This window comes from Micromonospora sp. DT31 (assembly GCF_049841795.1).
In the GTDB taxonomy this organism is placed as follows: Bacteria; Actinomycetota; Actinomycetes; order Mycobacteriales; family Micromonosporaceae; genus Micromonospora.
Map to the genome: position 1 here is coordinate 205,492 of NZ_JBNCKZ010000002.1, position 22,683 is coordinate 228,174.

Here is a 22,683-nt window from a genome sequence, read left to right on the forward strand (position 1 = left end):
ATCAGCTCTCGGCCGGGCGGTTGGTGGTGCCGTCGCGGAACCGGGTCACCGTTTCGCGGCTCTGCTCGCCCTCCAGCGGCTTGGCCGGCGCCTCGTTGACCCGGACCTCGTCCTCCTTGCCCAGGAAGACCTGCTTGAACTCGCTGATGGCCGAGTCCAACGCGGAGATGACGTCGTCACCCCAGTTGTTGTCCGCGATCGAGGCCAGCACGCTGTCGTGCTTGTGCCGGAGGTACTGGAGGAACTCCGACTCGAAGCGGCGCACCTCGCCCACCGGGACGTCGTCCAGCTTGCCCTCGGTGCCGGCCCAGACGGAGACGACCTGCTCCTGCACCGGGTACGGCGAGTAGTTCGGCTGCTTGAGCAGCTCGACCAGGCGGGAACCGCGGTCCAGCTGCGCCCGGGAGGCCCGGTCCAGGTCGGAGGCGAAGGCGGCGAACGCCTCCAGCTCGCGGTACTGGGCCAGGTTCAGCCGCAGCGAACCGGCGACCTTGCGCATCGGCTTCACCTGCGCGGCGCCACCGACCCGGGAGACCGAGGTGCCGACGTTGATGGCCGGCCGGACGCCCTGGTTGAACAGGTCGGTCTCCAGGAAGATCTGGCCGTCGGTGATGGAGATGACGTTGGTCGGGATGAACGCCGAGATGTCGTTCGCCTTGGTCTCGATGATCGGCAGACCGGTCATCGAGCCGCCGCCCAGCTCGTCGGAGAGCTTGGCGCAGCGCTCCAGCAGGCGGGAGTGCAGGTAGAAGACGTCACCCGGGTAGGCCTCACGACCCGGCGGGCGGCGCAGCAGCAGCGACACGGCCCGGTACGCCTCGGCCTGCTTGCTCAGGTCGTCGAAGACGATCAGGACGTGCTTGCCGCCGTACATCCAGTGCTGTCCGATGGACGAGCCGGTGTAGGGGGCGAGGTACTTGAAGCCGGCCGGGTCGGAGGCCGGGGAGGCCACGATGGTGGTGTATTCCATCGCGCCCGCCGCTTCCAGCGTCCCCTTGATGGAGGCGATGGTGGAGGCCTTCTGGCCGATCGCGACGTAGATGCAGCGGACCTGCTTGGTCGGGTCGCCGGAGCGCCAGTTGTCCCGCTGGTTGAGGATGGCGTCCAGGGCGACCGTGGTCTTGCCGGTCTTCCGGTCGCCGATGATCAGCTGACGCTGGCCGCGGCCGATCGGGGTCATCGCGTCGACGGCCTTGATGCCGGTCTGCAGCGGCTCGAACACCGACTGGCGGGACATCACGTTCGGAGCCTGCAGCTCCAGCTCGCGGTAGCCCTCGCTGGCAATGTCGCCGAGCGCGTCGATCGGTTCGCCGAGCGCGTTGACCACGCGACCGAGGAAGGCGTCACCGACCGGCACGGAGAGAACCCGGCCGGTGCGCTTGACGCGCTGCCCCTCTTCGATGCCGGAGAAGTCACCGAGAACGACGACACCGATCTCCCGGACGTCGAGGTTCAGCGCCACGCCGAGCGTGCCGTCCTCGAACTCCAGCAGCTCGTTGGTCATGGTCGAGGGCAGCCCCTCGACGTGTGCGATGCCGTCACCGGCGTCGGAGACGGTGCCGACCTCCTCACGGGAGACGTCGGCCGTGTAGGAGGAGACGTAGCGCTCCAGGGCGCCGCGGATCTCCTCCGTCGAGATGGTCAGCTCGGCCATCCTCTGCTTCCTTAAAGTTCAGGGGCCCGGGATACCTAGTACCGACCGGTCCGATGGCGTCGAATCAGGGCTGCAAAAGACGCTGGTCAGCGCTTCGCGAGCGCGTTGCGTGTCTCGTTGAGGCGGCGCAGGACGGTGCCGTCGTACAGGTCGGAACCGACCTGCACGCGTGCCCCGCCGAGCACGTCGGGGTCGACCGTCTGCTTGACGGACACCTCCCGACCGTACATCTCCGTGAGGCGGGCACCGAGGCGTCGCTCCTCCTCCTCGGTCAGCGGGGCCGCCACGGTCACGTACGCGACCTGACGATCCCGCCGGTCGGCGGCCAGCTCGACCAGCCGGGTGAGCGCCCCGGAGAAGGAGCGTCCCCCGAAACCGGCGAGCGCGGCCTCGACGAGGCGGACGGTGACCGGCCGGGCCTTGCCGGAGAGCAGCTGGCCGGCCAGGCCGGCCCGCCGCTCGATCGGCGCCATCGGGTCGGAGAGCGCGTTGGACAGGTCCGCGGAACCACCGGCGACCTGCCCGAAGCGGAACAGCTCGTCCTCCACCTCGCCCAGCTCACCGGCCAGGTCGGCGCTGGCGAGCAGCGCCTCCACGCCGAGGCGCTCGACACCGTCGAGCAGCTCGGACGGGGCCGACCAACGACCGGAGACCAGCGTGGCGACCAGGTCGAGCGCGTCCGCGCCGATCCGACCGCGCAGCATGTCACCGAGCAGGCCGGACCGGTCGGCCCCACTGCGGGCCGGGTCGGACAGCGCCCGGCGCAGCCGCGGCTCGCGCCGCAGCACGGCGGCGACGGAGAGGATGTCGTCGGCGGTGGAGGCCACCGCCGACGGCTCCGTGCCGCGGACGTACGCGTCGAGGCGCTCGGCCCCGACCCGGTACGACTCCCGGCTGGCGGCCTGCATCAGCGGGCCCCCGTGCTCTCGAGACCGCTCAGGAACCGGTCGACGGTGCCCTTGCGACGCGCCTCGTCGGCGAGCGACTCGCCGACGATCTTGCTGGCCAGGTCCACCGCGAGGGTGCCGACCTCGGTGCGCAGCTCGCGCACGATGGTGGCCCGCTCGGCGGCGAGCTGCTCCTTGCCTGCGGCGATGATCCGGTCGGACTCCTCGCGCGCCTTGCCGAGGATGTCCTGCCGGATGCCCTCGGCGTCGGCCCGGGCGTCGTCGCGGATCTTGGCGGCGTCGGTCCGCGCCTCCGCGAGCTGGGCCCGGTACTGCTCGAGCAGCTGGTTCGCCTCGGCCTGGGCCGCCTCGGCGCGCTTGATGCCGCCCTCGATCGCGTCGACCCGCGCCTGGTACATCGCCTCCATGCGGGGCATGACGAACTTCAGCAGGACGATGACGAGCAGAATGAAGGAGATGAACCCGACGACCATCTCCTGCCAGATGGGCAGGATCGGATTGTGCGCGCCTTCGGCGGCGAGATACATGTCAGACCTCCGGATCGGGGGAGCTCGCGTCAGCTAACGGCGAAGGCGAGCACCAGGCCGAACAGGGCCAGCGCCTCGACCAGGGCGAAGCCCAGGACCAGCCAGGTGCGGTTGTAGCCGGCGGACTCGGGCTGGCGGGCGCTCGACTGGATGTAGGCCGCGAACACCAGGGCCACACCGATACCGGGGCCGATGGCGGCGAGGCCGTAGCCGATGGTGTTGACGTTGCCACCGATCTCGGCAAGAACGTTCATTGCGGGTATTCCTCCTAGTTCACACGTGAGGGCTCACGTGTACGCGGTCGGTACCAGAGTGCTTGGCCGGGCCGGGTGCCCGCCGAGCCGGGATCTCAGTGCTCGTCGGCCAGCGACGTGCCGATGTAGTTGGCGCTCAGCGTCACGAAGACGTAGGCCTGCAACACCGCGACCAGGGCCTCGAAGAAGGCCATCACGATCGCCATCGCGAAGGCGAAGACCGAGGTCGCCTGGACGAAGACGCTGCTCGACCCGAGCATCACGAAGCCGCCGACGGTGAAGACCAGCAGGAGCAGGTGGCCGGCGAACATGTTGGCGAAGAGCCGCAGTGCCAGCGTGACCGGCCGGACGACGAAGTTCTGCAGGAACTCGATCGGAATCAGCAGGAAGTGCATCGGCCACGGCACGCCGGGCAGGATGAGGCTCTGCTTGAGGTATTTGCCGAGGCCGTGCTTGCGGATGCCGATGTAGTTGTACATGAGGTACGAAATGCCGGCGAGCACGATCGGGAACGCGATGTGCGAGTTCGGCGAGATCTGCAGGCCGGGCACGATGCTGAAGAAGTTGGTCAGCAGGATGAAGCTGAACAGCACCGTGAAGTAGGGCGCGAAGCGGATGCCCGCGTTGCCCATCTGCTCCCGGGCGATGTTGTCCCGGACCAGTCCGTAGACCGCCTCGGCGGCCCACTGGCCCCTGCCCGGCACCAGCTTCGGCTTCCGGTAGGCGGCCATGTAGAAGATGATCAGCAACGCGACGGCGAGCCAGACCATGATGCTGAACTTGGTGACCCAGGGGCCGGCCACATCCGGCGGGTAGAAATCCCCGACGCTGGGGGGCCAGGGAAGGTCCTGGGCGACGACCAGCTGTCCGCTCACCGTGTCATCCTCCGCACTCAACAGACCCGCGCGTGCCGGAACTCAGGCACTGAGCCTCTTCATGATCAGGTAGATCGCCCCGGCCGCGCCGAGCATCATGCCGACGGCAACCCCGATACCGGTTGGCAGCCCGAGAAAACGCTCCGCCAGCCAGCCCAGGCCACCCCACACCAGAATGCCGGCGAGCAGGTAGCCCACGACGGCGCCCGCCGCACCCTCCGACGAGTGTTCGTCAGGGGTTCGGGAGCGGGGGTCATCGGCCATGACGTGGCGAACAATATCAGCAGCGGCGCGCGGGGATGTGCGGCACCCCCCACACTGCGGACAGCGTGCGGGCCTGCTGCGGGTGCGTCAACCGGGCGCCACGTTACTCCTGTCGGGCCCATCCGGGGACCCGCCGTACCGGACGGATTGGTGACGTCACGGCTCGTCGTCGCGACGCGTGTAGGTGGGCAGCGGGGACCGCATTGCCCAGGTCAGGTGGGCGCCGGTCCAGACCACCACGGCCGCGATGATGGCCACCCCCATGTCCGGCAGGCCGGCCCAGCCGGTGGCGGCCACGGCGGCCATCACCACACCCAGGATCACGATCTTGGTGGCGTAGGTGACCAGACCCACCGACATGATCATCCGAGGGCTGATCGCGTCCGCCCACGCCACCGAGAATCCGGAGATCAGGTAGCTGACGACCACGAGCGCCACACCCGCCGCGACCCCGGCCGCCCCCGTCGGGCCGCGCAGCACCGCCGCCAGCGGAACCGCGATCGCGGCGAGGACCGCGCACGCCAGCAGCGGCAACCGCAGGTGCGGCAGCCGGGCCCGGATCGCTCCCGGCTCGCCGGCCCGGGGGGCGGTCATCGGGGGTACGCCGGGAACGCGACGACCAGCTCGGCGACCTCGCGGGCGACCCCGTCCAGGGTGTCCGCGCCACCGGCCCCGCCGGGATCGGTCCGCACCGCGCGACCGATCAACGACGCGATCCGGCGCATCTCCCCCTCGCGCATGCCCTGGGTGGTGACGCTCGGCGAACCCACCCGGATGCCGGAGGCGACCATCGGCGGCTGCGGGTCGTACGGGACGGCGTTCTTGTTCAGGGTGATGCCGGCGGCGTCGCAGCGGGACTCGGCCTCCGCGCCGGTCACGCCGACCTCGCGCAGGTCGAGCAGCGCCAGGTGGGTGTCGGTGCCGCCGGAGACCGGCCGCAGGCCCTCGGCCGCCAGAGCGTCGGCGAGCGCCCGGGCGTTGGTGACCACCTGGGCGGCGTACGTGCGGAACTCCGGCTGCGCCGCCTCGCGCAACGCGACCGCCTTGGCCGCGACCGCGTGCATCAGCGGACCACCCTGGGTGAACGGGAAGACCGCCTTGTCGATCCGCGCCGCCAGCGACTCCCGGCACAGGATCATGCCGCCGCGCGGGCCGCGCAGCACCTTGTGCGTGGTCGCGGTGACCACGTCGGCGTGCGGCACCGGCGACGGGATCGCGCCGCCGGCCACCAGGCCGATGAAGTGCGCCGCGTCCACCATCAGGTACGCGTCGACCTCGTCGGCGATCTCCCGGAACCGGGCGAAGTCGATGAGCCGGGGGTAGGCGGTCGCACCGCAGATGATCAGCTTTGGCCGGTGCGCGCGGGCCAGGTCGCGCACCTCGTCGTAGTCGATCGTCTCGGTGTCCCGGCGGACCGGGTAGCCGACCGGGCGGAACCACTTGCCGGAGAAGTTCACCCGGCTGCCGTGGGTCAGGTGCCCGCCGTGCGGCAGGTCCATCGCCAGCACCGTGTCGCCCGGCTGCACCAGCGCCGCGTACGCGGCCAGGTTGGCGCTCGCCCCGGAGTGCGGCTGGAGGTTGGCGTGCTCGGCGCCGAACAGCTCCTTCGCCCGGGCGAGGCCCAGCTCCTCGGCCCGGTCCACCTCGGCGCAGCCGCCGTAGTAACGCCGACCCGGGTAGCCCTCGGCGTACTTGTTCGACAGCGTGGAACCCAGCGCGGCGAGCACCGCGGGCGAGGTGAGGTTCTCACTGGCGATCAGTTGCAGCCCGCCGCGCAGCCGGCCCAGCTCCCCCAGCACCACCTCGGCGATCTCCGGATCGACGGCGCTGAGCTGCTGGAAGTCCGGTCCCCAGAAGGTGTCCCTCGCGATCTCCACAGCGAAGCAGTCTACGGAGCCGCACACTGGAGGCCGTGAGATGCCTCGTCACCGGCGCGACCGGGTACATCGGCGGGCGGCTCACGCCCCGCCTGCTCGCCGAGGGGCACGCCGTGCGCTGCCTGGCCCGGCACGCCGGACGGCTGCGGGACGTGCCCTGGGCGGCCGAGGCGGAGGTCGTCGAGGGCGACCTGCGCCGACCGGAGACGCTGCCGGCCGTGTTCGAGGGCGTCGACGTCGCGTACTACCTGGTCCACTCGCTGGGTCAACGCGACTTCGAGGCGGCCGACCGGGAGGCGGCGACCAACTTCGCCGACGCGGCGCGGGCGGCCGGCGTACGCCGGATCGTCTACCTCGGCGGGCCGGAGCCGGCGGAGCGGGACGGCCTGCCCTCGGCGCACCTGCGCTCCCGGGCGGAGGTCGCACGCATCCTGCTGGCCAGCGGCGTGCCCACCGTGGTGCTGCGCGCCGCCGTGATCATCGGGTCCGGCTCGGCCTCGTTCGAGATGCTGCGCTACCTGACCGAACGGCTGCCGGCGATGGTCACCCCCCGCTGGGTGCGCAACCGGATCCAGCCGATCGCGGTCCGCGACGTGCTGCGCTACCTGGTCGGCTGCGCGCGCCTGCCGGCGGAGGTGAACCGGGCCTTCGACATCGGCGGGCCGGACGTGCTGACGTTCACGCAGATGATGCAGCGCTACGCGCGGGTGGCCGGGCTGCGCCGCCGGATCATCCTGCCGGTACGCCCGCTCACCCCGTCGCTCTCCTCGCACTGGGTCGGCCTGATCACCCCGGTGCCGAACGCGATCGCCCGTCCGCTCGTGGAGAGCCTCGTGCACGAGGCGGTGGCGCACGAACACGACATCGCCGCGTACGTGCCGGACCCGCCGGGCGGGCTGACCGGCTTCGACCAGGCGGTCGCACTGGCACTGGCCAAGGTGCGCGACGCCCAGGTGGAGACGCGCTGGTCCAACGCCAGCGGGCCGGACGCGCCGGCCGAGCCGCTGCCCTCGGACCCGGGCTGGTCCGGCGGCACCACCTACACCGACCTGCGGCAGCGGGACGTGGACGCGCCACCGGCGGCGCTGTGGCGGGTCGTCGAGGGGGTCGGCGGCGAACACGGCTGGTACTCGTTCCCGCTGGCCTGGTCGGTGCGGGGCTGGCTGGACCGGGCCGTCGGCGGCGTGGGGCTGCGTCGTGGCCGGCGCGACCCGCACCGGCTCCAGGTCGGCGAGGCGCTGGACTTCTGGCGGGTCGAGGAGATCGTCCCCGGTGAGCTGCTGCGACTGCGCGCCGAGATGCGGCTGCCCGGCCGGGCCTGGTTGGAGATGCGCGTCGAGCCGACCGACGACGGCCGCAGCCGCTACGTCCAGCGCGCCGTGTTCCTCCCCCACGGCCTGCCCGGCCACCTCTACTGGGCCTCGGTGGCCCCGTTCCACGCCGTCGTCTTCGGCGGCATGGCCCGCAACATCGCCCGGGGCGCCGAGCACCCCGGCTGACCTCAGTTGCCGGTGCGCGGGCCGGTCTGCTGGAACGCGACCGACTGGCCGGGCGGGACGAAGTCGCGTACCGGCTGGTCGCGCAGCGCCCAGGCGAGGATGCGGCCGACGGCGGCGATCTGCCGCGTCTGCACCCCGCCACCGACCGCGTCGCGCGGGTCGTCCGGGTTCGCCGCGATGGTCGCCACGGCGAGCTGTGGGGTGAACGCGACCACGGTCTCCGTGGCGTTGCGCTCCGAGCTGCCGGTCTTCCCGGCCACCGGCCGGCGCAGGCCCGGGGCGAGGTCCTCGGCCGTGCCACCGGCGCAACGCCGGTACATCGACTGGTCCCCGACCGGGCAGCGGCTGGCGTCGGCCGCCGCGCGGGCCACCTCGGTGTCCAGCGCCTGCCGACAGTCGCTGTCCCCGGCGGGGACCCGGCGACCGTTCGGGTCCGTGATCTGGGTGACCGGGGTGGGCCGGCAGAAGACGCCCTCGGCGGCCACGGCGGCGTACGCGCCGGCCAGGTCCAGCGGCGTGGTGGCGGACACGCCGAGCGTGAACGGCCCCCAGGTCGCCGCGCCGTCGCCGCCCATCCGGGCGTCCTGCGGAGCCCGGAACGCGATGCCGAGCCGCTGCGCCATCTCGACCACCCGGTCCGCGCCGACCCGCTCGGTCAGCCACGCGAAGTACGTGTTGACCGACCGGCCGAAGGCGTCCCACATGTCCCGTTCGCCGTCCATCCACCAGGTGTTGGCGTTCTCCGGGCACCACCGGCCGCCGCAGCTGGCCGGGCCCGGGCCGACCGGGTACTTCGTGACGTAGACCCGGGGGGCGTCGAACCGGGTGTCCAGCGGCAGCCCGGACTCCAGCGCGGCCAGCAACGCGAACAGCTTGAACGTCGAACCGGCCTGGTAGCCGGTGATGCCCCCACCCCCGGCCACCAGTTGGTTGACCGTGTTCGGATAGTTCTGCTGCCCGCCCGGGTTCGCGGCCACCCCGTACGTGCGGTTCACCGCCATGGCCAGCACCCGGCCGGTGCCCGGCTGCACCACGGCGGTCGGCGCGGCCCGCGGGATGTTCTCCGGGTAGATCGCCCGGACCTGCTGGCTGGCCTTGGCCTGCACGTCCGGGTCGAGCGAGGACACGATCGACCAGCCACCGCGGCGCAGCGTGCGCTGCCGCTCGTCGACGGTCTTGCCGAAGGCCGGCTGGGCGTTCCACCACTGGGTGAACCAGTCGCAGAAGAAGCCCCAGTCGTTGTGGTCGGCCGGCACCGCGGCACAGTCGTTGGGGGTGCTGCTCGGGGTGAGCGCGAGCGGCTCGTCCCTGGCCGCCGCCGCGTCCGTCGCGACCAACTGCCCGGTCTCCACCATCCGGTCCAGCACGTACCCGCGTCGTTGCCGCGCCGCCTCGGCGTCACCGTTGATCGGGTCGTCGTGGTTGGGCGCGCGGACCAGACCGGCGAGCAGCGCGGCCTGGGCGAGCGTGAGCCGGTCCGGCGTGGTGGAGAAGTAGCGCTTGCTGGCGGCGGCGATGCCGTACGCCCCGGCGCCGAAGTAGGCGATGTTCAGGTAACGCCCGAGGATCTCGTCCTTGCCGACCTGCCGTTCCAGCGTCAGCGCGTACCGCATCTCGCGGATCTTGCGGTCGAGGGTGATCTCGGTGGCGGCGGCGCGCTGCTCCTCGGTCAGCCGGGGGTCACCGGCGAGCGCGTTGCGCACGTACTGCATGGTCAGCGTGGAGGCGCCCTGGCGGGTGCCCTCGCGACGGTTGGCGGTGAACGCCCGGGCCACGCCGCGCACGTCGACGCCGTGGTGCTGGTAGAAGCGCACGTCCTCGGCGGCCACGATGGCGGCGCGCATCACCGGGGCCACCTCGCCGACCGGCACGTCCACCCGGTCCTCGACGTAGAACGAGGTGATCAGCGTGTGGCCGTCGTTGGCGTAGAGGTTGGAGCGTTGCGCCGGCTGTGGTGCCCTGAGCGCCTCCGGCAGCGCCGTGTACGGCATCAGGTTCTTCACACCCAGCCCGAAGACCAGCGCGGCAGGCAGCGCCGCGACGGCCAGGGCCAGTCCGGCGAGCACGCCGGCGAGCACAACGGTGAACAGTTTGTCGAGATGGGCCCGGTTCATCAGCTCTCCCCGCAGGAGCCGGCCGTACGGACCTGATCAGAATGACCGGAACCGCCGCTTTAGCGACCATCTTCGGGGAAATGCGCAGAAAGTTCGCGGAAAAGGATGAACGTCAGGGCACCAACGCGGCAGCCAACGGCTGCACCGTCTCCTCGATCTCGTCGGCGACCCGCTGGAAGCACTGGTCGCCCCGACCCCACGGGTCGTCCAGGTCGTCGGTGGGCAGCGCCGACGTGCCCTGCCGGGCCGCGTCGGCGGCCGCCACGAGCGCCACCCCGCGCGCGTACACGGCCTCCGGCGTCGCCTCGGCCGGCGGCAACGCGGACCGGTCCAGCCCGCCGATCAGGCGGCCGAACTCACCCAGCACGAACGTGCGGGCGGCGGCGTCCGGCCGCAGCGCCACCACGTACTCCTGCTGGTCGGCGGTGGCGGCGAGCACCAGGTCGGCGGCGTCGATCAGATCCGAGCGCAGCCGGCGGGCGGCGAACCCGGCCACGTCACCGCCGCGCGCGGTCACCTGCCGGGCAGCCGGCGGGTTCATCTCCTCCCCGGCGTGCCAGCCGCCGGTGCCGGCACTGTGGCTGTGCACCAGCGCGTCCGACCCGGCCGGGTCGACACCGAGGCGGCCCAGCCGCTCCCGGACCGCGATCAGCAGCAGCCGCTCGGCCATCGGCGACCGGCAGATGTTGCCCATGCAGACGTGCAGGACGGTGAACGGCGGCACTCAGACCCCCCGTTCGTCGAGGATCTCCGGCACCACGTCACGCAGCTTCGCCAACGTCACCGCACCCTCGCGCAGCACCCGGGGCACCTCGCCGGTCAGGTCGACGATGGTGCTCGGCAGCGGGTCCACCGCCGGCCCGGCCTCCAGATAGGCCCGCACGCTGTAGCCGAGCTGGTCACGCGCCTCCTCGGCGGTCAGCGCGGCCGGCTGGCCGACCTTGTTGGCCGACGTCACCGCCATCGGCCCGGTCTCCCGCAGCACCTCCAACGCCACCGGGTGCAGCGGCATCCGCACCGCCACCGTGCCGCTGCTGTCCCCGAGATCCCACGCCAGGCTGGGCGAATGCTCCACCACGATGGTCAACGCGCCCGGCCAGAACGCCTCGACCAGGTCCCGCGCCGCGGTGGGCAGGGAGAAGACCAGGCCGTCGAGCGTGTGCCGGGAACCGATCAGCACCGGTGGCGCCTGCCGGGCGCCACCCTTGGTGTCCGCCAGGGCCTTGACCGCGTACGGCGTGAAGGCGTCCGCCCCGATGCCGTAGACCGTGTCGGTCGGCAGGACGACGAGTTCCCCGTTCTTGACCGCCTCGATGGCAGCGGCGATGCCGCGGTCCCGGTCGGCGGGCGACCGACAGTCGTAGAGCATCACGAGGAGTCAGTCTGCCACGCCGAGGCCCGGTCGGCGTGGGTGCCGTCCGCCCGCCGGGACGCGGTCGCCCACCGTGGCCGCCCGACCAGGTCCCGATGCTCCTCGACGCGCTGGTAGCGACCGTCGTCGGCGAGCAGGTCAGGCACCGCCGTGGCGTGCGTGTCGTCGTGCTCCACCCCGAGCACACCGCCCGGGTGCAACAGCGCGGCCGCCCGGGTCACCACCGGGCGGAGCACGGCCAACCCGTCCGCACCGCCGAACACCGCCTCGTCCGGGTCGTGCCCGGCCACCTCCGGCGGCACCGCCACCGACCGCGGCACGTACGGCGGGTTGCACAGCAGCACGTCCACCCGGCCGACCAGGTCGGCCAGCAGCCGCGGGTCGGTCACGTCGGCGACCACCACCTCGATCGGCCGGTCCCCCGCCGCGGCCCGCGCCGCGGCGTTGCGGCGCAGCCAGGTCAGCGCCGCCGGGGACCGCTCCACCGCCACCACCCGCGCCGAGGGCACCTCGTGGGCCACCGCGAGGGCGATCGCCCCGGAGCCGCTGCACAGGTCCACCACGAGCGGCGCGTCCCGCGCCCGGGCCTGTTCGACCCCCCACCCGGCGAGCAACTCCGTCTCCGGCCGGGGGACGAACACCCCGGCGCCGACCGCCAGCTCCAGGAACCGGAAACCGGCCACGCCGGTCAGGTGCTGCAACGGCTCCCGACCCACCCGCCGACGGACGAGCGCGTCCAGCCGGTCGCGCTGTGCCGGGGTGAAGCCGTCGGCCAGCGCCAGCCGGCCACGCGGCACCCCCAGCACGTGCGCTGCCAACTGCTCGGCCTCGGCCCGGGGCGCCGCCACGCCGGCCGCGGCGAGCGTCCGGGAGACGCGGGCGACCACGAGCGTCGGACGTTCGCGTTCTGTCCCTTCGGACGGGTGTTGCGGGAGTGTTGTCACGCAATAATCATGAAGCGTCGCGGCCCACCTCACGAGCGGGTGCGTCCGGGCGCACACGGCAGGGAGGTCTCGGGTGGGCTGGCTCGACCAGGTCGAGGACCAGGTTGATGCTCTCCGACGTGCCCGGTCGCTGCAGGAGGCCAGCCGTTCCGCCGAGGCGTGCGCCCTGCTCGACCGGGTCATCCGCACCACCGAGGACCCCTACGCCCGCGCCGACGCGCTGGTGCAGCGCCTGTCCGCGTTGATCAATCTCGGTCGCACCGCCGAGTTCACCCGCGCCGTCGAGGACGCCTCCGCCGCGGTCCGGGACCTGGCCGAGCCCTACCTGCACGGGCACCTCAACGCGCTCGCCGCGCTCGCCGCCCACCACCAGGGCGCGCTCGACAGGTGCGTGATGCACCTGGTCCGGGCCGCCCGCGCGTTGGGTGCCGACGACACGCCAGACCGGGACACCGCCTGGGGCTGGCACGACCTGGCCATGGCGTACTCATATCTCAGTTTCCACGGCCACGCGCTCGGCGCGATCGAACGCGCCCGGGAGGTCGGCCTGAGCGCGGGCATCCCGGAGGAGACGTTCGCCGCCCCGGGCATCCGGCTGCGCAACGCCGTGGCGTTGGACCACAACGGCGACAGCGACGGCTGCCTGCGGGTGCTGCGCGACGTGGCCGGCGACCTGGCCCGGTTCCTGCGCGGCGGGCGGGCCGACGACCTGCGCCCGAGCAGCCTGGCCGCCTACGGCTACGCCGCCGCCCGGCGGGCCGCGCTCGGCGACCGGGTGGAGTCCGCCGGGGACGCCGACCCCAACCGCCTGCTCGGTTTCGGCGGGGACAGCGCCCGCGCCCGCGACCTGCGTCAACTCGGTCAGGTCTGCCTGGCCGTCGCCGCCGGCCGCCCGATCGAGGCGGTCACCCGGCTGGACACGCTGCGGGTGTCCGACGAGACGCTGGGGGCGGCCGAGCCGCAACGGCTGCGCAGCATCGCGTTGGCCCGGGCCGGCGACCACGCCGGGGCGCACCGCGCCGACCGGCACGCGTTCCGGCTGGCCGCGCGGCGCAGCGACCGCCTCCGCGACGTCTACATCGACGGGATCGCCGCCCGCATCGACCACGAGGAGATGCGCCGCGAGGCCGCCCGCTACGAGGGCGAGGCGCTCACCGACCCGCTGACCGGCCTGCCCAACCGACGCCGGCTGGAGCGCTACCTGGGCGCGGTGGTGTCCCGCGGCGAGCGGGTGGTGGTCGGCGTCTGCGACCTCGACGGGTTCAAGGCGGTGAACACCCGGCACGGGCACCACTCCGGCGACCTGGTGCTGCAACGGGTCGCCGGTGTGATCAACCGGGTGATGCGGCGCGGTGACTTCGTGGCCCGCTACGGCGGCGACGAGTTCGTGGTGGTGCTGCCCGACACCTGCCGGTCCGAGGCGGTCGAGGTGGCGCGGCGGATCGAGGCGGCCGTGCGCACCGAGGACTGGGACGCCCTGGTTCCCGGCACCCCGGTCGGGGTGACCATCGGCTTCGCCGAGGTGGACGGCAGCACCACGGTCAGCGTCCGGGAGGCGTTGGGCACCGCGTTCGAGCTGGCCGACCGGGAGATGCTGCGGGCCAAGAGCCGACCGCGCGCGGGCTGACCGGCCGTCGGCCGGTCCCCCGCGCCAAGCCCGTCAGCGGCGGGACAGCTCGGTCTCGCCGGCCAGCCGGGCCGCCCGGTCCGCCTCGGTGAGGGCGTCGAGTACCCCGTCGAGCTCCCCCGCCAACGCCAGGTCGAGGTTGTACGCGGTGTAGCCGATGCGGTGGTCGGTGATCCGGTTCTGCGGGAAGTTGTAGGTGCGGATCCGCTCGGAGCGGTCCATGGTGCGCACCTGCGCCTTGCGGGCGTCCGACGCGGCCGCGTCGGCCTGCTCCTGGGCCGCGGCCAGCAAGCGGGCGCGCAGGATCCGCATCGCCTGCTCCCGGTTCTGCAGCTGCGACTTCTCGTTCTGGCAGGACACCACGATGCCGGTCGGCACGTGGGTGATCCGTACCGCCGAGTCGGTGGTGTTGACCGACTGCCCACCCGGGCCCGACGAGCGGAACACGTCGATGCGCAGCTCGTTCGGGTCGATGGTGACGTCCACGTCCTCCGCCTCGGGCAGCACCAGCACGCCCGCCGCGCTGGTGTGGATCCGCCCCTGCGACTCGGTCACCGGCACCCGTTGCACCCGGTGCACGCCGCCCTCCCACTTGAGCCGGGACCAGACTCCGTTGCCGCCCTCCGGCACGCCCCTGCTCTTGATCGCCAGCGAGACGTCCTTGACGCCGCCGAGGTCGGAGTCCTGGGCGTCGATCACCTCGGTGACCCAGCCGTGCCGCTCCGCGTACCGGGTGTACATCCGCAGCAGGTCGGCGGCGAACAGCGCCGACTCCTCCCCGCCCTCGCCGGCCTTGATCTCGACGATCACGTCCTTGGCGTCGTGCGGGTCGCGCGGGATGAGCAACTCGGCGAGCCGTTCCTCCAACACCGGCAGGGACGCGCCGATCGCCTCCGCCTCGGTCGCGAACGCCGGGTCCTCGGCGGCCAGCTCGCGGGCCGCGGTCAGGTCGGCGCGGGCCTGCGCCAGCTCACCGGCCGCCTTGTGCAGCGGGACCAGTTCGGCGTAGCGCCGACCGACCCGCCGGGCGGCGCCCTGGTCGGCGTGGATGGCCGGGTCGGCCAGCCGCTTCTCCAACTGGGCGTACTCGTCGAGGAGGGCGGCCAGGCGCTCGCTGCTCATGCTGCGGATGCTCCTTCGTCGTCGGCTGAACCGGCACAAACGGACGAACGCCCGCATCCGGCACGGGGCCGGACACGGGCGTCGTCGACGGAGCTACTTGGCCTTCTTGGCCTGAACCTTGGCGTACTTCTGCTGGAACTTCGCGACCCGACCGGCGGTGTCCAGCACGCGCTGCTTACCGGTGTAGAACGGGTGGCAGGCGCTGCAGGTCTCGACGCTGATGGCGCCGCCCTTGGCGGTGCTGCGGGTCGTGAACGTGCTGCCGCAGGAGCAGCGGACCTCGGTGGTCGCGTACTGCGGGTGGATGTTGGGCTTCATGTCGCCTCGGTCCTTTCGTCGGTGGTCGCCGGGTCGCCGTCGGTGCCCCCGTCGTCCGCGAGGGGCTCGGGCGTGAACCGGAACCGGTGGCCGATGGACCAGTCTGCCACGGGCGTCTTCCGCCCGACGCAGGAGGTCCGCCACCTCCAACACCGGTCTCCCGTCCGGCATTCCCACCCCCACCCCGCCCACTCCCGCGCGGCGCGGCGACCATGAGGTCGAACCGACGACATGTTCGTCCGGTTCCGGCCAACCTCATGATCGCCGCGGCGGGGTGGGTCAGGCGGCGGGGCGGGCGCGGGAGGCCGCGGTGCGGGCGGCGGTCCGCACCGTGGTTTCGGCCTTCACGCCGTTCACGGTCACCGTGAGCAGCACCTGGGCGCCGGGACGCAACGCGCTCAGTTGCCCGGTAACCGGGTCGAACCGGGCCACGTGCCAGGGCCGCACGCCGGTCACGCCACCGATGTGCAGGTTCGGCGAACCGGCCCAGTCCGCGCTGACCGGCGCGGCCACCGGCACCTGCCGGCCGCCGGGCTGGGTGAGCGTGGCCGCCACCTCGACCGGCGCGCCGGGGCGCACCTCGGCCGGGGCGGTCAGGGTGAGCCCGTCGACGTGCGCGTGCGTCTCCGCCGCCACCCACCGCGGCCCCTCGGCGAGCGGGTTACGACGGGCCCGCTCGGCCTCCCCCGGCGTCACCGGGTCCACCCCGAACTCGGTCCAGCCGGTGAACCCGCCGAGCGCGGCCGGCGTGGACGGTCCCTTGCCCGAATTGCCGTTGATCACGTACGGCACGCCGTCGACCCGGTCGGCGTGGAACGTGCCGACGTGCCCGTTGACCATCAGAGCGCCCTTGCCGGTGCGGTGCTGGAAGTCGGCGAGCCACTGCTCGACCAGCGCCGCCTCCTTCCGGTCGCCGAGTTGGCTGGCCTTGGCCGGGGTGGGATCGCGCGGCGGATGGTGGAAGAACACCGCGACGGAGCCCACCCCGCGGTCACCGGCCGCCTCGTCGAGCGTGCGGCGCAGCAACTCCACCTGGTCGAACCCGCCCCCGCGCAGCGACCCGGTGGCCGTGCTGAGGGTGACGAAGCGGGTCCCCCGGTGGTCGAACACCCGGGAGGTGTCCCCGAAGACGGCGCGGAAGTTGTCGATCGGCGCTCCCATGATCTCGTGGTTGCCCGGCACGTAGTGGTAGGGCACCTCGCCGCCGAGTTCCTCGTCGAGAATCCGCTTGGCCAGGGCGAAGTCCGCCGGATAGGCGGTGTCCACGAAGTCCCCGTTGATGATCAGGAAGTCCGGCCGGGCGGCGCGGACCTCGCGCAGCGTACGGCGGGCCTGGGCGACCAGGTCGCTGTCCGGGTTCGCGGCGACGAACTGCGCGTCGGAGAGCACCGCGAAGCGCCAGGGCGCCCCGTCCACGGTGCCGTCGCGCACCACCACCCGGTCGGTGCGGTTCGGCTCCGGCGGCGCCTGCACGTCCGGCGGCACCCGGGCCACCAGGTCGTCGATGACCACCTCGCTGCGGTACTGCTTGGCCGCGTCGGTCTCGGCGACGTAGAACCGGCGCACCCGCACCGGGTACTGCACGCCCGGCGGGACGGCGAACTCCACGTACTTCCAGCCGGTCCAGTCCAGGTACGGGCCGCGCAGCACGAACTGGGTGTCCTGCGCGTCGTGCAGGTGCAGGCTGGGCCACTCACCGGTGCCGTTGGCCTTGATCCACATGCCGAACGCCTGCGGCTGACCGGGCACGTCGATCCAGGCCGGCGGGTCGGCGTACGCCGCCCGGGTGCCGGTGGACTGGCCGAAGTCGTACGACATCCGCAGACCGGTGCCGGTGTGCCCCTCGGCCGGGGCGACCGAGCCGGCGGCCCGGGCCTGGCTGAACTTCCAGGACGCAGCGTCGTCGAAGCCGGCCACCGACACGTCGGTCAGCCCGACCGTCACCGGCAGGACCGTGGTGCGGCTGCCGACGCGGGCGGTGACCAGCGCCGAACCGGAGCCGGCGAGCGCCTTGACGGCCAGGTTGCCGTCGGCGGTGGGCGTGACGGAGAGCAGGTCGCGGTCGTACTCCAGCCTCAGGTCGGCCGGCTCGATCGGCGCGGTGTTCCCCTCCGCGTCGAAGCCGACCACGCCGAACAGGCCTGTGTCGCCGGCCTGGTCCAGGCCGACCCGGTCGACGGTGCCGTCGATGCGTTGCAGCGGGCCGAGCACGGTCAGGCCGATGGTGCCCCGGGCCGATCCACGCTCGGCGGTGACGGTGCTCCGGCCGGGAATGGCGGCCCGGAACACCCCGTCGCCGTTCACCCACCCGTGCGTGGCGCGCCAGCGCGGGTCGCCGGCCGCGGGGCCGTACGTCTCGTCGTAGCCGGCGGCGGTGAGCCGGCGGGTGAGGCCGGGGAAGACCCGGTCCGGCCGGCCGCCCCGGACCGGTGCCACGCCCGGTGCGGCGGTCGGGTCGCTGGCGGTCTCCAGCCAGTAGCCGGTGAGCCGGCCGCTGCCCTTCGGGGCGTAGACGGCCAGCCCGTTGGGCACCGGCCGCTCGCTGCCGTCGGACGGGCTGTTCTCCACCTGGACCGTCGCCGCGCCGGGTTCGCGGGCGAGCAGGGTGGAGGAGCCGCCGCCGTCGAGGTTGAGCGCGTCGGCGGCGCCCAGCTCGACCATCATCCGGCCCATCTCGGTCTGGGTGACGCCGCGGCTGTCCACCTGCCGACCGTCCACCGTCAACATGATCATCTTGCGGCCGTCGGCGGAGAAGCCCACCGCCGTACGCGGGGCCAGCGACTGGTCGGCGATCTGCTGCACCGCGCCGCCGCGGACCAGCACGTTGCCGCCGCCCACGGCGGCGCGCAGGTCAGCGCCGTCGGAGGCGCGCGGACGCCAGGACACGTCCACCGTGTCGCCGGGTCGCAGTGCGGCGAGCGCGGCGGCCCCGGCCTCGCGGCCGAGCAGCACGGTGCTGCCCGCCGGGATCGGCCCCTGCCCGGCGGTGTCGGCCACGGTCGACACCCGGCCGCCGGTGAGGGTGACCTCGACCACCCGTGTCGCGCCGTCCACCGCCCGCTGCCGCGGGTACGACCCCCAGAGCGGGGTGAAGACGCCCACGCCGTCGCGCTGCACCATGTTGTTGAACTGGGTCAGCGGCACCGGGCCGGTGGGCAGCGTCGCCGCGCCCTCGAAGCCGACCTGGACGACCCGGCCGATGCCCTGGGCGCTGATCCCGACCGCGTTGGGGTGCCCGGCGACCGGCGACTGCACCAGTTCGCCGGAGCGGACGCCGACGCCCTGGGCGGCACCGGAGTTGTTGATGTCGAAGAAGTCACCGTTGACCGCGGCCACGGCGCGGGAGCGGTCCACCGCGGCGCGCAGCGGCTCGTTCCGGGTGACCTCGCCGGAGTTCACGTAGTCCACGGTCAGACCGCCGGACAGGTCGGCGGTGAGGGCGTCGGCGCGCAGCCAGCCGGCGGCGTCGTACCTGTCGAAGGACGTCAGGGCGAGACCGGGGGCGACCGGGCGGGTGGTCTTGGCGGTCTCCAGACCGCCGGCCGGTTCCACCCCGGCCAGCGCGACCGCGGGATCGGGACGGGAGGAGGCGGCCGGCGCGTCCTCGGCGACGGTGGCGACCGACGGCGCGACGGGGGCCGGCGCGGCGGCCGTGGCTGCCGTCGGTGCCGGCGTGGTGAGTGTGAGCAACGGCGTCAGCAGCAGGACGCCGGTGAGACGAGCGGGTCGACTGCGGATTCGCATGGACCACAGTCAACCCGACGGTGAACAGAAGTTTCAATACCTGACGCATGAACCGTAGAAATACTTCAGATACGCGCCGGACCCCGACACGCCACGAGGGGCACGGCCGCTCGGCCGTGCCCCTCGTCGTCGGATCCGTCAGCTCACTCGCCCGGAGTGGACTTCGCGATCTGCATCAGGAACTCGATGTTGGTGCGGGACTTCTTGAGCCGGTCCAGCAGGAGGTCGAGCGCCGCCTGCGAGTCCAGCGAGTGCAACACCTTACGGAGCTTGTGGATGATCGCCAGCTCCTCCGGCGCGAGCAGGACCTCCTCCTTGCGGGTGCCGGAGGGGTTGATGTCGATCGCCGGAAAGACCCGCTTGTCGGCGATCTTCCGGTCCAGCTTCAGCTCGGCGTTGCCGGTGCCCTTGAACTCCTCGAAGATGACCGTGTCCATCATGGAACCGGTCTCCACCAGCGCGGTGGCGAGAATGGTCAGCGAACCGCCGTTCTCGATGTTGCGCGCCGCGCCGAGGAACCGCTTCGGCGGGTAGAGCGCGGTCGAGTCGATACCACCGGACATGATCCGGCCACTCGCCGGCGCCGCCAGGTTGTACGACCGGCCGAGCCGGGTCACCGAGTCGAGCAGCACGACCACGTCGTGGCCGAGCTCGACCAGTCGCTTGGCCCGCTCGATGGCGAGTTCGGCGACCGTGGTGTGGTCCTGCGGCGGACGGTCGAACGTGGCCGCGATGACCTCGCCCTTCACCGACCGCTGCATGTCGGTGACCTCTTCGGGTCGCTCGTCGACGAGCACCACCATCAGGTGGCACTCCGGGTTGTTGGTGGTGATCGCGTTCGCGATCGCCTGCAACACCATCGTCTTACCCGCCTTCGGCGGTGAGACGATCAGCGCCCGCTGGCCCTTGCCGATCGGCATGACCAGGTCGATGACCCGGGTGGTGAGGATGTGCGGCTCGGTCTCCAGCCGCAGCCGCTCCTGCGGGTAGAGCGGGGTGAGCTTGTAGAACTCCGGCCGGCGCCGCGCCTCGTCCGGCTCCATCCCGTTGATGGTGTCCAGCCGGACCAGCGGGTTGTACTTGTCGCGCCGTTGCTCGCCGTCCCGGGCGGCCCGCACCGCGCCGGTGATCGCGTCACCGCGGCGCAGCCCGTACTTCTTGATCTGGGACATCGAGACGTACACGTCGTTCGCGCCGGCCAGGTAGCCGGTGGTCCGGACGAAGGCATAGTTGTCGAGCACGTCGATGATGCCGGCGACCGGGACGAGCACGTCGTCCTCGCCCACCTGCGGCTCGCGGCCGCCACCGTCACTACCCTCGACCCGCTCGCCCCGGCCACGCCGGCGGTCCCGGAACCGGCTGCGCCGGCCCCGCCGGCCGCCCTCGCCGTCGTCGTCGCCGTCGTTGTCCCGCTCGGTGCGCTGACCCCGGTCGTTACGGTCACCACGATCGTTACGGTCACCACGATCGTTGCGGTCACCACGATCGTTGCGGTCACCACGATCGTTGCGGTCACCCCGGTCGGCACGCTCGCCCCGGTCGTTGCGGTCACCCCGGTCGGCACGCTCGCCTCGATCGGCACGCTCGCCCCGGTCGTTGCGGTCGTTGCGCTCGGCACGATCGCCCCGCTCGGCACGCTCACCCCGATCGGCACGCTCGTTGCGGTCGCCGCCGCGCTCGGCACGGTCGCCCCGCTCGGCACGCTCGCCGCCCCGGTCGGCACGCTCGCCGCCCCGATCGGCACGCTCGCCGCCGTGCTCGGCACGGTCGCCCCGCTCGGCACGCTCGCCGCCCCGGTCGGCACGCTCGGCACGCTCGCGGCCCCGGTCGGCACCGCGCTCGGGCCGCTCGCCGGTCTCGACGGGAGCCTCCTCGGCGCGCGTCTCGACCGGTCGTGCCTCGGCAGGCTGCACCTCGGCCGGTCGGCTCTCGGTGGTCGCGGCGGACGCCCGGGTGCGCCGCGCACGGGTACGCCCCTCGGTCACCTCGGCGACCGGTGCCGGCTCGGCGGCGCGTGCTCCGGTCCGCTCCTCACGGACCTCGGCGTGCACCTCCTCGCGGGCGGGGGCGGCAGAGGCCGCGACCTCGGCACGTGGTCGAGGGGTCCCGGCAGCGCCGCCCTGCTGCCGCTCGGTGATCGCACTGATCAGCTCACCCTTGCGCATGCGAGCCGTACCAGAGATGCCGAGCGAAGCGGCCAGGCTCTGCAGTTCCGGCAGCAGCATCGCCGACAGGCCGGTGCCGCTACGCCGACGGCGCGTGGGGGCGGCGGTGGTGGCATCGCCAGCGACGTTGGAAACATCCGACGTCACGTCGGTGGTGTCGCTCAATGGATTCCTTCCCTCGATAGGCCGGGGCTGCCCGGAGTCGTGGAGCCAGGTGGCCGGGCGGCCTCGGTGCACCCGCCTCGCATGGACGCGTCGCGGGAGTCTGTGACACAGCAGCCGGTGGTTTCCCGGCTCACCACCATCGGTGAGCAGGTCTCGCCGCCTGCGGCGACCTGTGGAAACTGCGGTGCGGCGTGGGCCTTTGGCAGGGGTGACGGGCTGACCGCCGAGAGCTTCGGGGGTGCGCCGAACCGCAGGAAGATCGCATGCTTCGCGGCTGTGCTCGGTCTAGAGCGTAATCAACTCTTCCGACCTGCGGCAACAGGGTCCCGCTCGGCGTGTCAAAGTCTACCCCGGGAAACCCGGGCGCCGCTGACATCTATCGGCAACTCCCAGCGGCGCCAGTCTGTTCCCGGAACGAATCCCGCCGGCACCGGGGAGAGGGCCAGCACGGTCGGCCCGGCCCCGCTGACCACGGCGGCCACATCCGCCCCACGCAGCGCCTCCACCAGCGCCGCCGTGGCCGGCAACCCCGGCGCCCGCTGCTCCTGGTGCAGCCGGTCGACGGTGGCCGGCAGCAACAGCGCCGGATCGGCGGTCAACGCGTGCACCAGCAGCGCCGCCCGGCCCGCGTTGGACGCCGCGTCGGCGTGCGGCACGGTGGCCGGCAACGCGGCCCGGGCCACCGAGGTCAACCCCCGCTCGGCCGGCACGAAGACGGTCGGCCGGACGGCCGGCGCCACCGGCAACGACACCGCCCGCGCGCCGGCCGGCTCGGTCCAGGCGATCGTGAAGCCGCCGAGCAGGCACGGCGCGACGTTGTCGGGATGCCCTTCCAGCTCCGCCGCCAGGCGCAGCGCGGCCCCGTCGTCCAGCCGCCGGTCGCCGTCGACGACCAACGCGCGGGCCGCCAACACCCCGGCCACGATGGCCGCCGACGAGGAACCGAGCCCACGGGCCTGCGGGATGCGGTTGACGCACTCCAGCGCCAGACCGGCCGGCTGCCCGCCCAACTCGTCGAACGTGGCCCGCATCGCGGTCACCACCAGGTGCCGCTCGTCCGCGGGCAACTCGCCGGCGCCCTCACCGGTCACCGCCACCCGGACTCCCCCGCCGGTCACTTCGGCCGTGACCTCGTCGTGGCGGCCGAGAGCCAGCCCGAGCGCGTCGAAGCCGGGACCCAGGTTGGCGCTGGTCGCGGGCACCCGGACCCGGACCGGGCCGGAGGCGAAGGTGGTGGACACCGGCCCATGCTAG

General features: G+C 72.9%; 19 protein-coding genes. 2 read left to right on the forward strand and 17 right to left on the reverse strand.

From position 1 onward, the window contains the following. Position 1: 1 nt before the first annotated feature. The 8 genes from atpA to glyA all read right to left on the reverse strand — a co-directional run bounded on the left by atpA (position 2) and on the right by glyA (position 6,359). Positions 2-1,654: a F0F1 ATP synthase subunit alpha gene (gene atpA / locus ACLQ2X_RS04900; protein ID WP_425679723.1), complete on the reverse strand. Its 1,653-nt coding sequence runs from the start codon at positions 1,652-1,654 to the stop codon at positions 2-4. An 86-nt stretch (positions 1,655-1,740) separates the two neighbouring features. Continuing rightward, on the reverse strand, positions 1,741-2,562 hold the full coding sequence (locus tag ACLQ2X_RS04905; protein WP_425679724.1) for a F0F1 ATP synthase subunit delta: 822 nt from the start codon (positions 2,560-2,562) through the stop codon (positions 1,741-1,743). Beyond that, a complete protein-coding gene (locus ACLQ2X_RS04910) occupies positions 2,562-3,089 on the reverse strand; it encodes a F0F1 ATP synthase subunit B (protein WP_425679725.1) in 528 nt (175 codons plus the stop codon). The genes ACLQ2X_RS04905 and ACLQ2X_RS04910 overlap by 1 nt, the downstream gene beginning before the upstream one ends. A gap of 29 nt (positions 3,090-3,118) precedes the next feature. Continuing rightward, a complete protein-coding gene (gene atpE / locus ACLQ2X_RS04915; protein ID WP_018789141.1) occupies positions 3,119-3,343 on the reverse strand; it encodes an ATP synthase F0 subunit C in 225 nt (74 codons plus the stop codon). Positions 3,344-3,438: 95 nt separating this feature from the next. Then, complete coding sequence (atpB, locus tag ACLQ2X_RS04920) at positions 3,439-4,218, reverse strand: F0F1 ATP synthase subunit A (protein WP_425679726.1); 780 nt, start codon at positions 4,216-4,218, stop codon at positions 3,439-3,441. 42 nt (positions 4,219-4,260) lie between these two features. Beyond that, positions 4,261-4,482 (reverse strand): hypothetical protein, encoded by a 222-nt coding sequence (locus tag ACLQ2X_RS04925; RefSeq protein ID WP_425679727.1) that lies wholly within the window; start codon positions 4,480-4,482, stop codon positions 4,261-4,263. 156 nt (positions 4,483-4,638) lie between these two features. Further along, positions 4,639-5,076 (reverse strand): hypothetical protein, encoded by a 438-nt coding sequence (locus ACLQ2X_RS04930; protein ID WP_425679728.1) that lies wholly within the window; start codon positions 5,074-5,076, stop codon positions 4,639-4,641. Beyond that, positions 5,073-6,359 carry a serine hydroxymethyltransferase gene (glyA, locus tag ACLQ2X_RS04935; RefSeq protein ID WP_425679729.1) on the reverse strand — a complete coding sequence of 429 codons (1,287 nt, stop codon included), beginning with the start codon at positions 6,357-6,359 and terminating at the stop codon, positions 5,073-5,075. Before glyA ends, ACLQ2X_RS04930 begins: the two co-directional genes overlap by 4 nt. A 35-nt stretch (positions 6,360-6,394) precedes the next feature. Between glyA and ACLQ2X_RS04940 the strand changes: the two genes are divergently transcribed. Continuing rightward, a complete protein-coding gene (locus ACLQ2X_RS04940; protein ID WP_425679730.1) occupies positions 6,395-7,858 on the forward strand; it encodes an SDR family oxidoreductase in 1,464 nt (487 codons plus the stop codon). Positions 7,859-7,860: 2 nt separating this feature from the next. Here the strand turns inward: ACLQ2X_RS04940 and ACLQ2X_RS04945 are convergent, their stop codons facing one another. From ACLQ2X_RS04945 to prmC, 4 genes are all read right to left on the reverse strand, one after another. Then, a complete protein-coding gene (locus ACLQ2X_RS04945; protein WP_425679731.1) occupies positions 7,861-9,972 on the reverse strand; it encodes a transglycosylase domain-containing protein in 2,112 nt (703 codons plus the stop codon). A 112-nt stretch (positions 9,973-10,084) separates the two neighbouring features. Then, positions 10,085-10,696 carry a phosphotyrosine protein phosphatase gene (locus ACLQ2X_RS04950; protein ID WP_425679732.1) on the reverse strand — a complete coding sequence of 204 codons (612 nt, stop codon included), beginning with the start codon at positions 10,694-10,696 and terminating at the stop codon, positions 10,085-10,087. Beyond that, the gene (locus ACLQ2X_RS04955; RefSeq protein WP_425679733.1) at positions 10,697-11,341 is read right to left on the reverse strand and encodes an L-threonylcarbamoyladenylate synthase; all 645 of its coding nucleotides are present in this window, start codon (positions 11,339-11,341) and stop codon (positions 10,697-10,699) included. It lies immediately after the preceding gene. Beyond that, a complete protein-coding gene (prmC, locus tag ACLQ2X_RS04960) occupies positions 11,341-12,288 on the reverse strand; it encodes a peptide chain release factor N(5)-glutamine methyltransferase (RefSeq protein ID WP_425679734.1) in 948 nt (315 codons plus the stop codon). Before prmC ends, ACLQ2X_RS04955 begins: the two co-directional genes overlap by 1 nt. Before the next feature lie 73 nt (positions 12,289-12,361). Between prmC and ACLQ2X_RS04965 the strand changes: the two genes are divergently transcribed. Beyond that, on the forward strand, positions 12,362-13,915 hold the full coding sequence (locus ACLQ2X_RS04965; RefSeq protein ID WP_425679735.1) for a diguanylate cyclase domain-containing protein: 1,554 nt from the start codon (positions 12,362-12,364) through the stop codon (positions 13,913-13,915). A gap of 33 nt (positions 13,916-13,948) precedes the next feature. Here the strand turns inward: ACLQ2X_RS04965 and prfA are convergent, their stop codons facing one another. The 5 genes from prfA to thrB form a co-directional block, all read right to left on the reverse strand. Continuing rightward, on the reverse strand, positions 13,949-15,037 hold the full coding sequence (prfA, locus tag ACLQ2X_RS04970) for a peptide chain release factor 1 (protein WP_425679736.1): 1,089 nt from the start codon (positions 15,035-15,037) through the stop codon (positions 13,949-13,951). 93 nt (positions 15,038-15,130) lie between these two features. Further along, complete coding sequence (gene rpmE, locus ACLQ2X_RS04975; protein WP_425679737.1) at positions 15,131-15,355, reverse strand: 50S ribosomal protein L31; 225 nt, start codon at positions 15,353-15,355, stop codon at positions 15,131-15,133. 279 nt (positions 15,356-15,634) lie between these two features. Further along, a complete protein-coding gene (locus ACLQ2X_RS04980) occupies positions 15,635-19,099 on the reverse strand; it encodes a phosphodiester glycosidase family protein (RefSeq protein WP_425679738.1) in 3,465 nt (1,154 codons plus the stop codon). A gap of 143 nt (positions 19,100-19,242) precedes the next feature. Continuing rightward, the gene (rho, locus tag ACLQ2X_RS04985) at positions 19,243-21,429 is read right to left on the reverse strand and encodes a transcription termination factor Rho (RefSeq protein WP_425679739.1); all 2,187 of its coding nucleotides are present in this window, start codon (positions 21,427-21,429) and stop codon (positions 19,243-19,245) included. Between the two features lie 338 nt (positions 21,430-21,767). Beyond that, positions 21,768-22,670: a homoserine kinase gene (gene thrB, locus ACLQ2X_RS04990; protein WP_425679740.1), complete on the reverse strand. Its 903-nt coding sequence runs from the start codon at positions 22,668-22,670 to the stop codon at positions 21,768-21,770. Positions 22,671-22,683: the final 13 nt, after the last annotated feature.

What these genes read in the sequence shown, in the direction of transcription:
- ACLQ2X_RS04930 (WP_425679728.1), bottom strand. Translation starts at nt 5,076, where the DNA reads ATGACCGCCCCCCGGGCCGGCGAGCCGGGAGCGATCCGGGCCCGGCTG.
- ACLQ2X_RS04910 (WP_425679725.1), bottom strand. Translation starts at nt 3,089, where the DNA reads ATGTATCTCGCCGCCGAAGGCGCGCACAATCCGATCCTGCCCATCTGG.
- rpmE (WP_425679737.1), bottom strand. Translation starts at nt 15,355, where the DNA reads ATGAAGCCCAACATCCACCCGCAGTACGCGACCACCGAGGTCCGCTGC.
- ACLQ2X_RS04905 (WP_425679724.1), bottom strand. Translation starts at nt 2,562, where the DNA reads ATGCAGGCCGCCAGCCGGGAGTCGTACCGGGTCGGGGCCGAGCGCCTC.
- ACLQ2X_RS04925 (WP_425679727.1), bottom strand. Translation starts at nt 4,482, where the DNA reads ATGGCCGATGACCCCCGCTCCCGAACCCCTGACGAACACTCGTCGGAG.
- ACLQ2X_RS04955 (WP_425679733.1), bottom strand. Translation starts at nt 11,341, where the DNA reads ATGCTCTACGACTGTCGGTCGCCCGCCGACCGGGACCGCGGCATCGCC.
- prfA (WP_425679736.1), bottom strand. Translation starts at nt 15,037, where the DNA reads ATGAGCAGCGAGCGCCTGGCCGCCCTCCTCGACGAGTACGCCCAGTTG.
- atpA (WP_425679723.1), bottom strand. Translation starts at nt 1,654, where the DNA reads ATGGCCGAGCTGACCATCTCGACGGAGGAGATCCGCGGCGCCCTGGAG.
- ACLQ2X_RS04980 (WP_425679738.1), bottom strand. Translation starts at nt 19,099, where the DNA reads ATGCGAATCCGCAGTCGACCCGCTCGTCTCACCGGCGTCCTGCTGCTG.
- ACLQ2X_RS04945 (WP_425679731.1), bottom strand. Translation starts at nt 9,972, where the DNA reads ATGAACCGGGCCCATCTCGACAAACTGTTCACCGTTGTGCTCGCCGGC.
- atpE (WP_018789141.1), bottom strand. Translation starts at nt 3,343, where the DNA reads ATGAACGTTCTTGCCGAGATCGGTGGCAACGTCAACACCATCGGCTAC.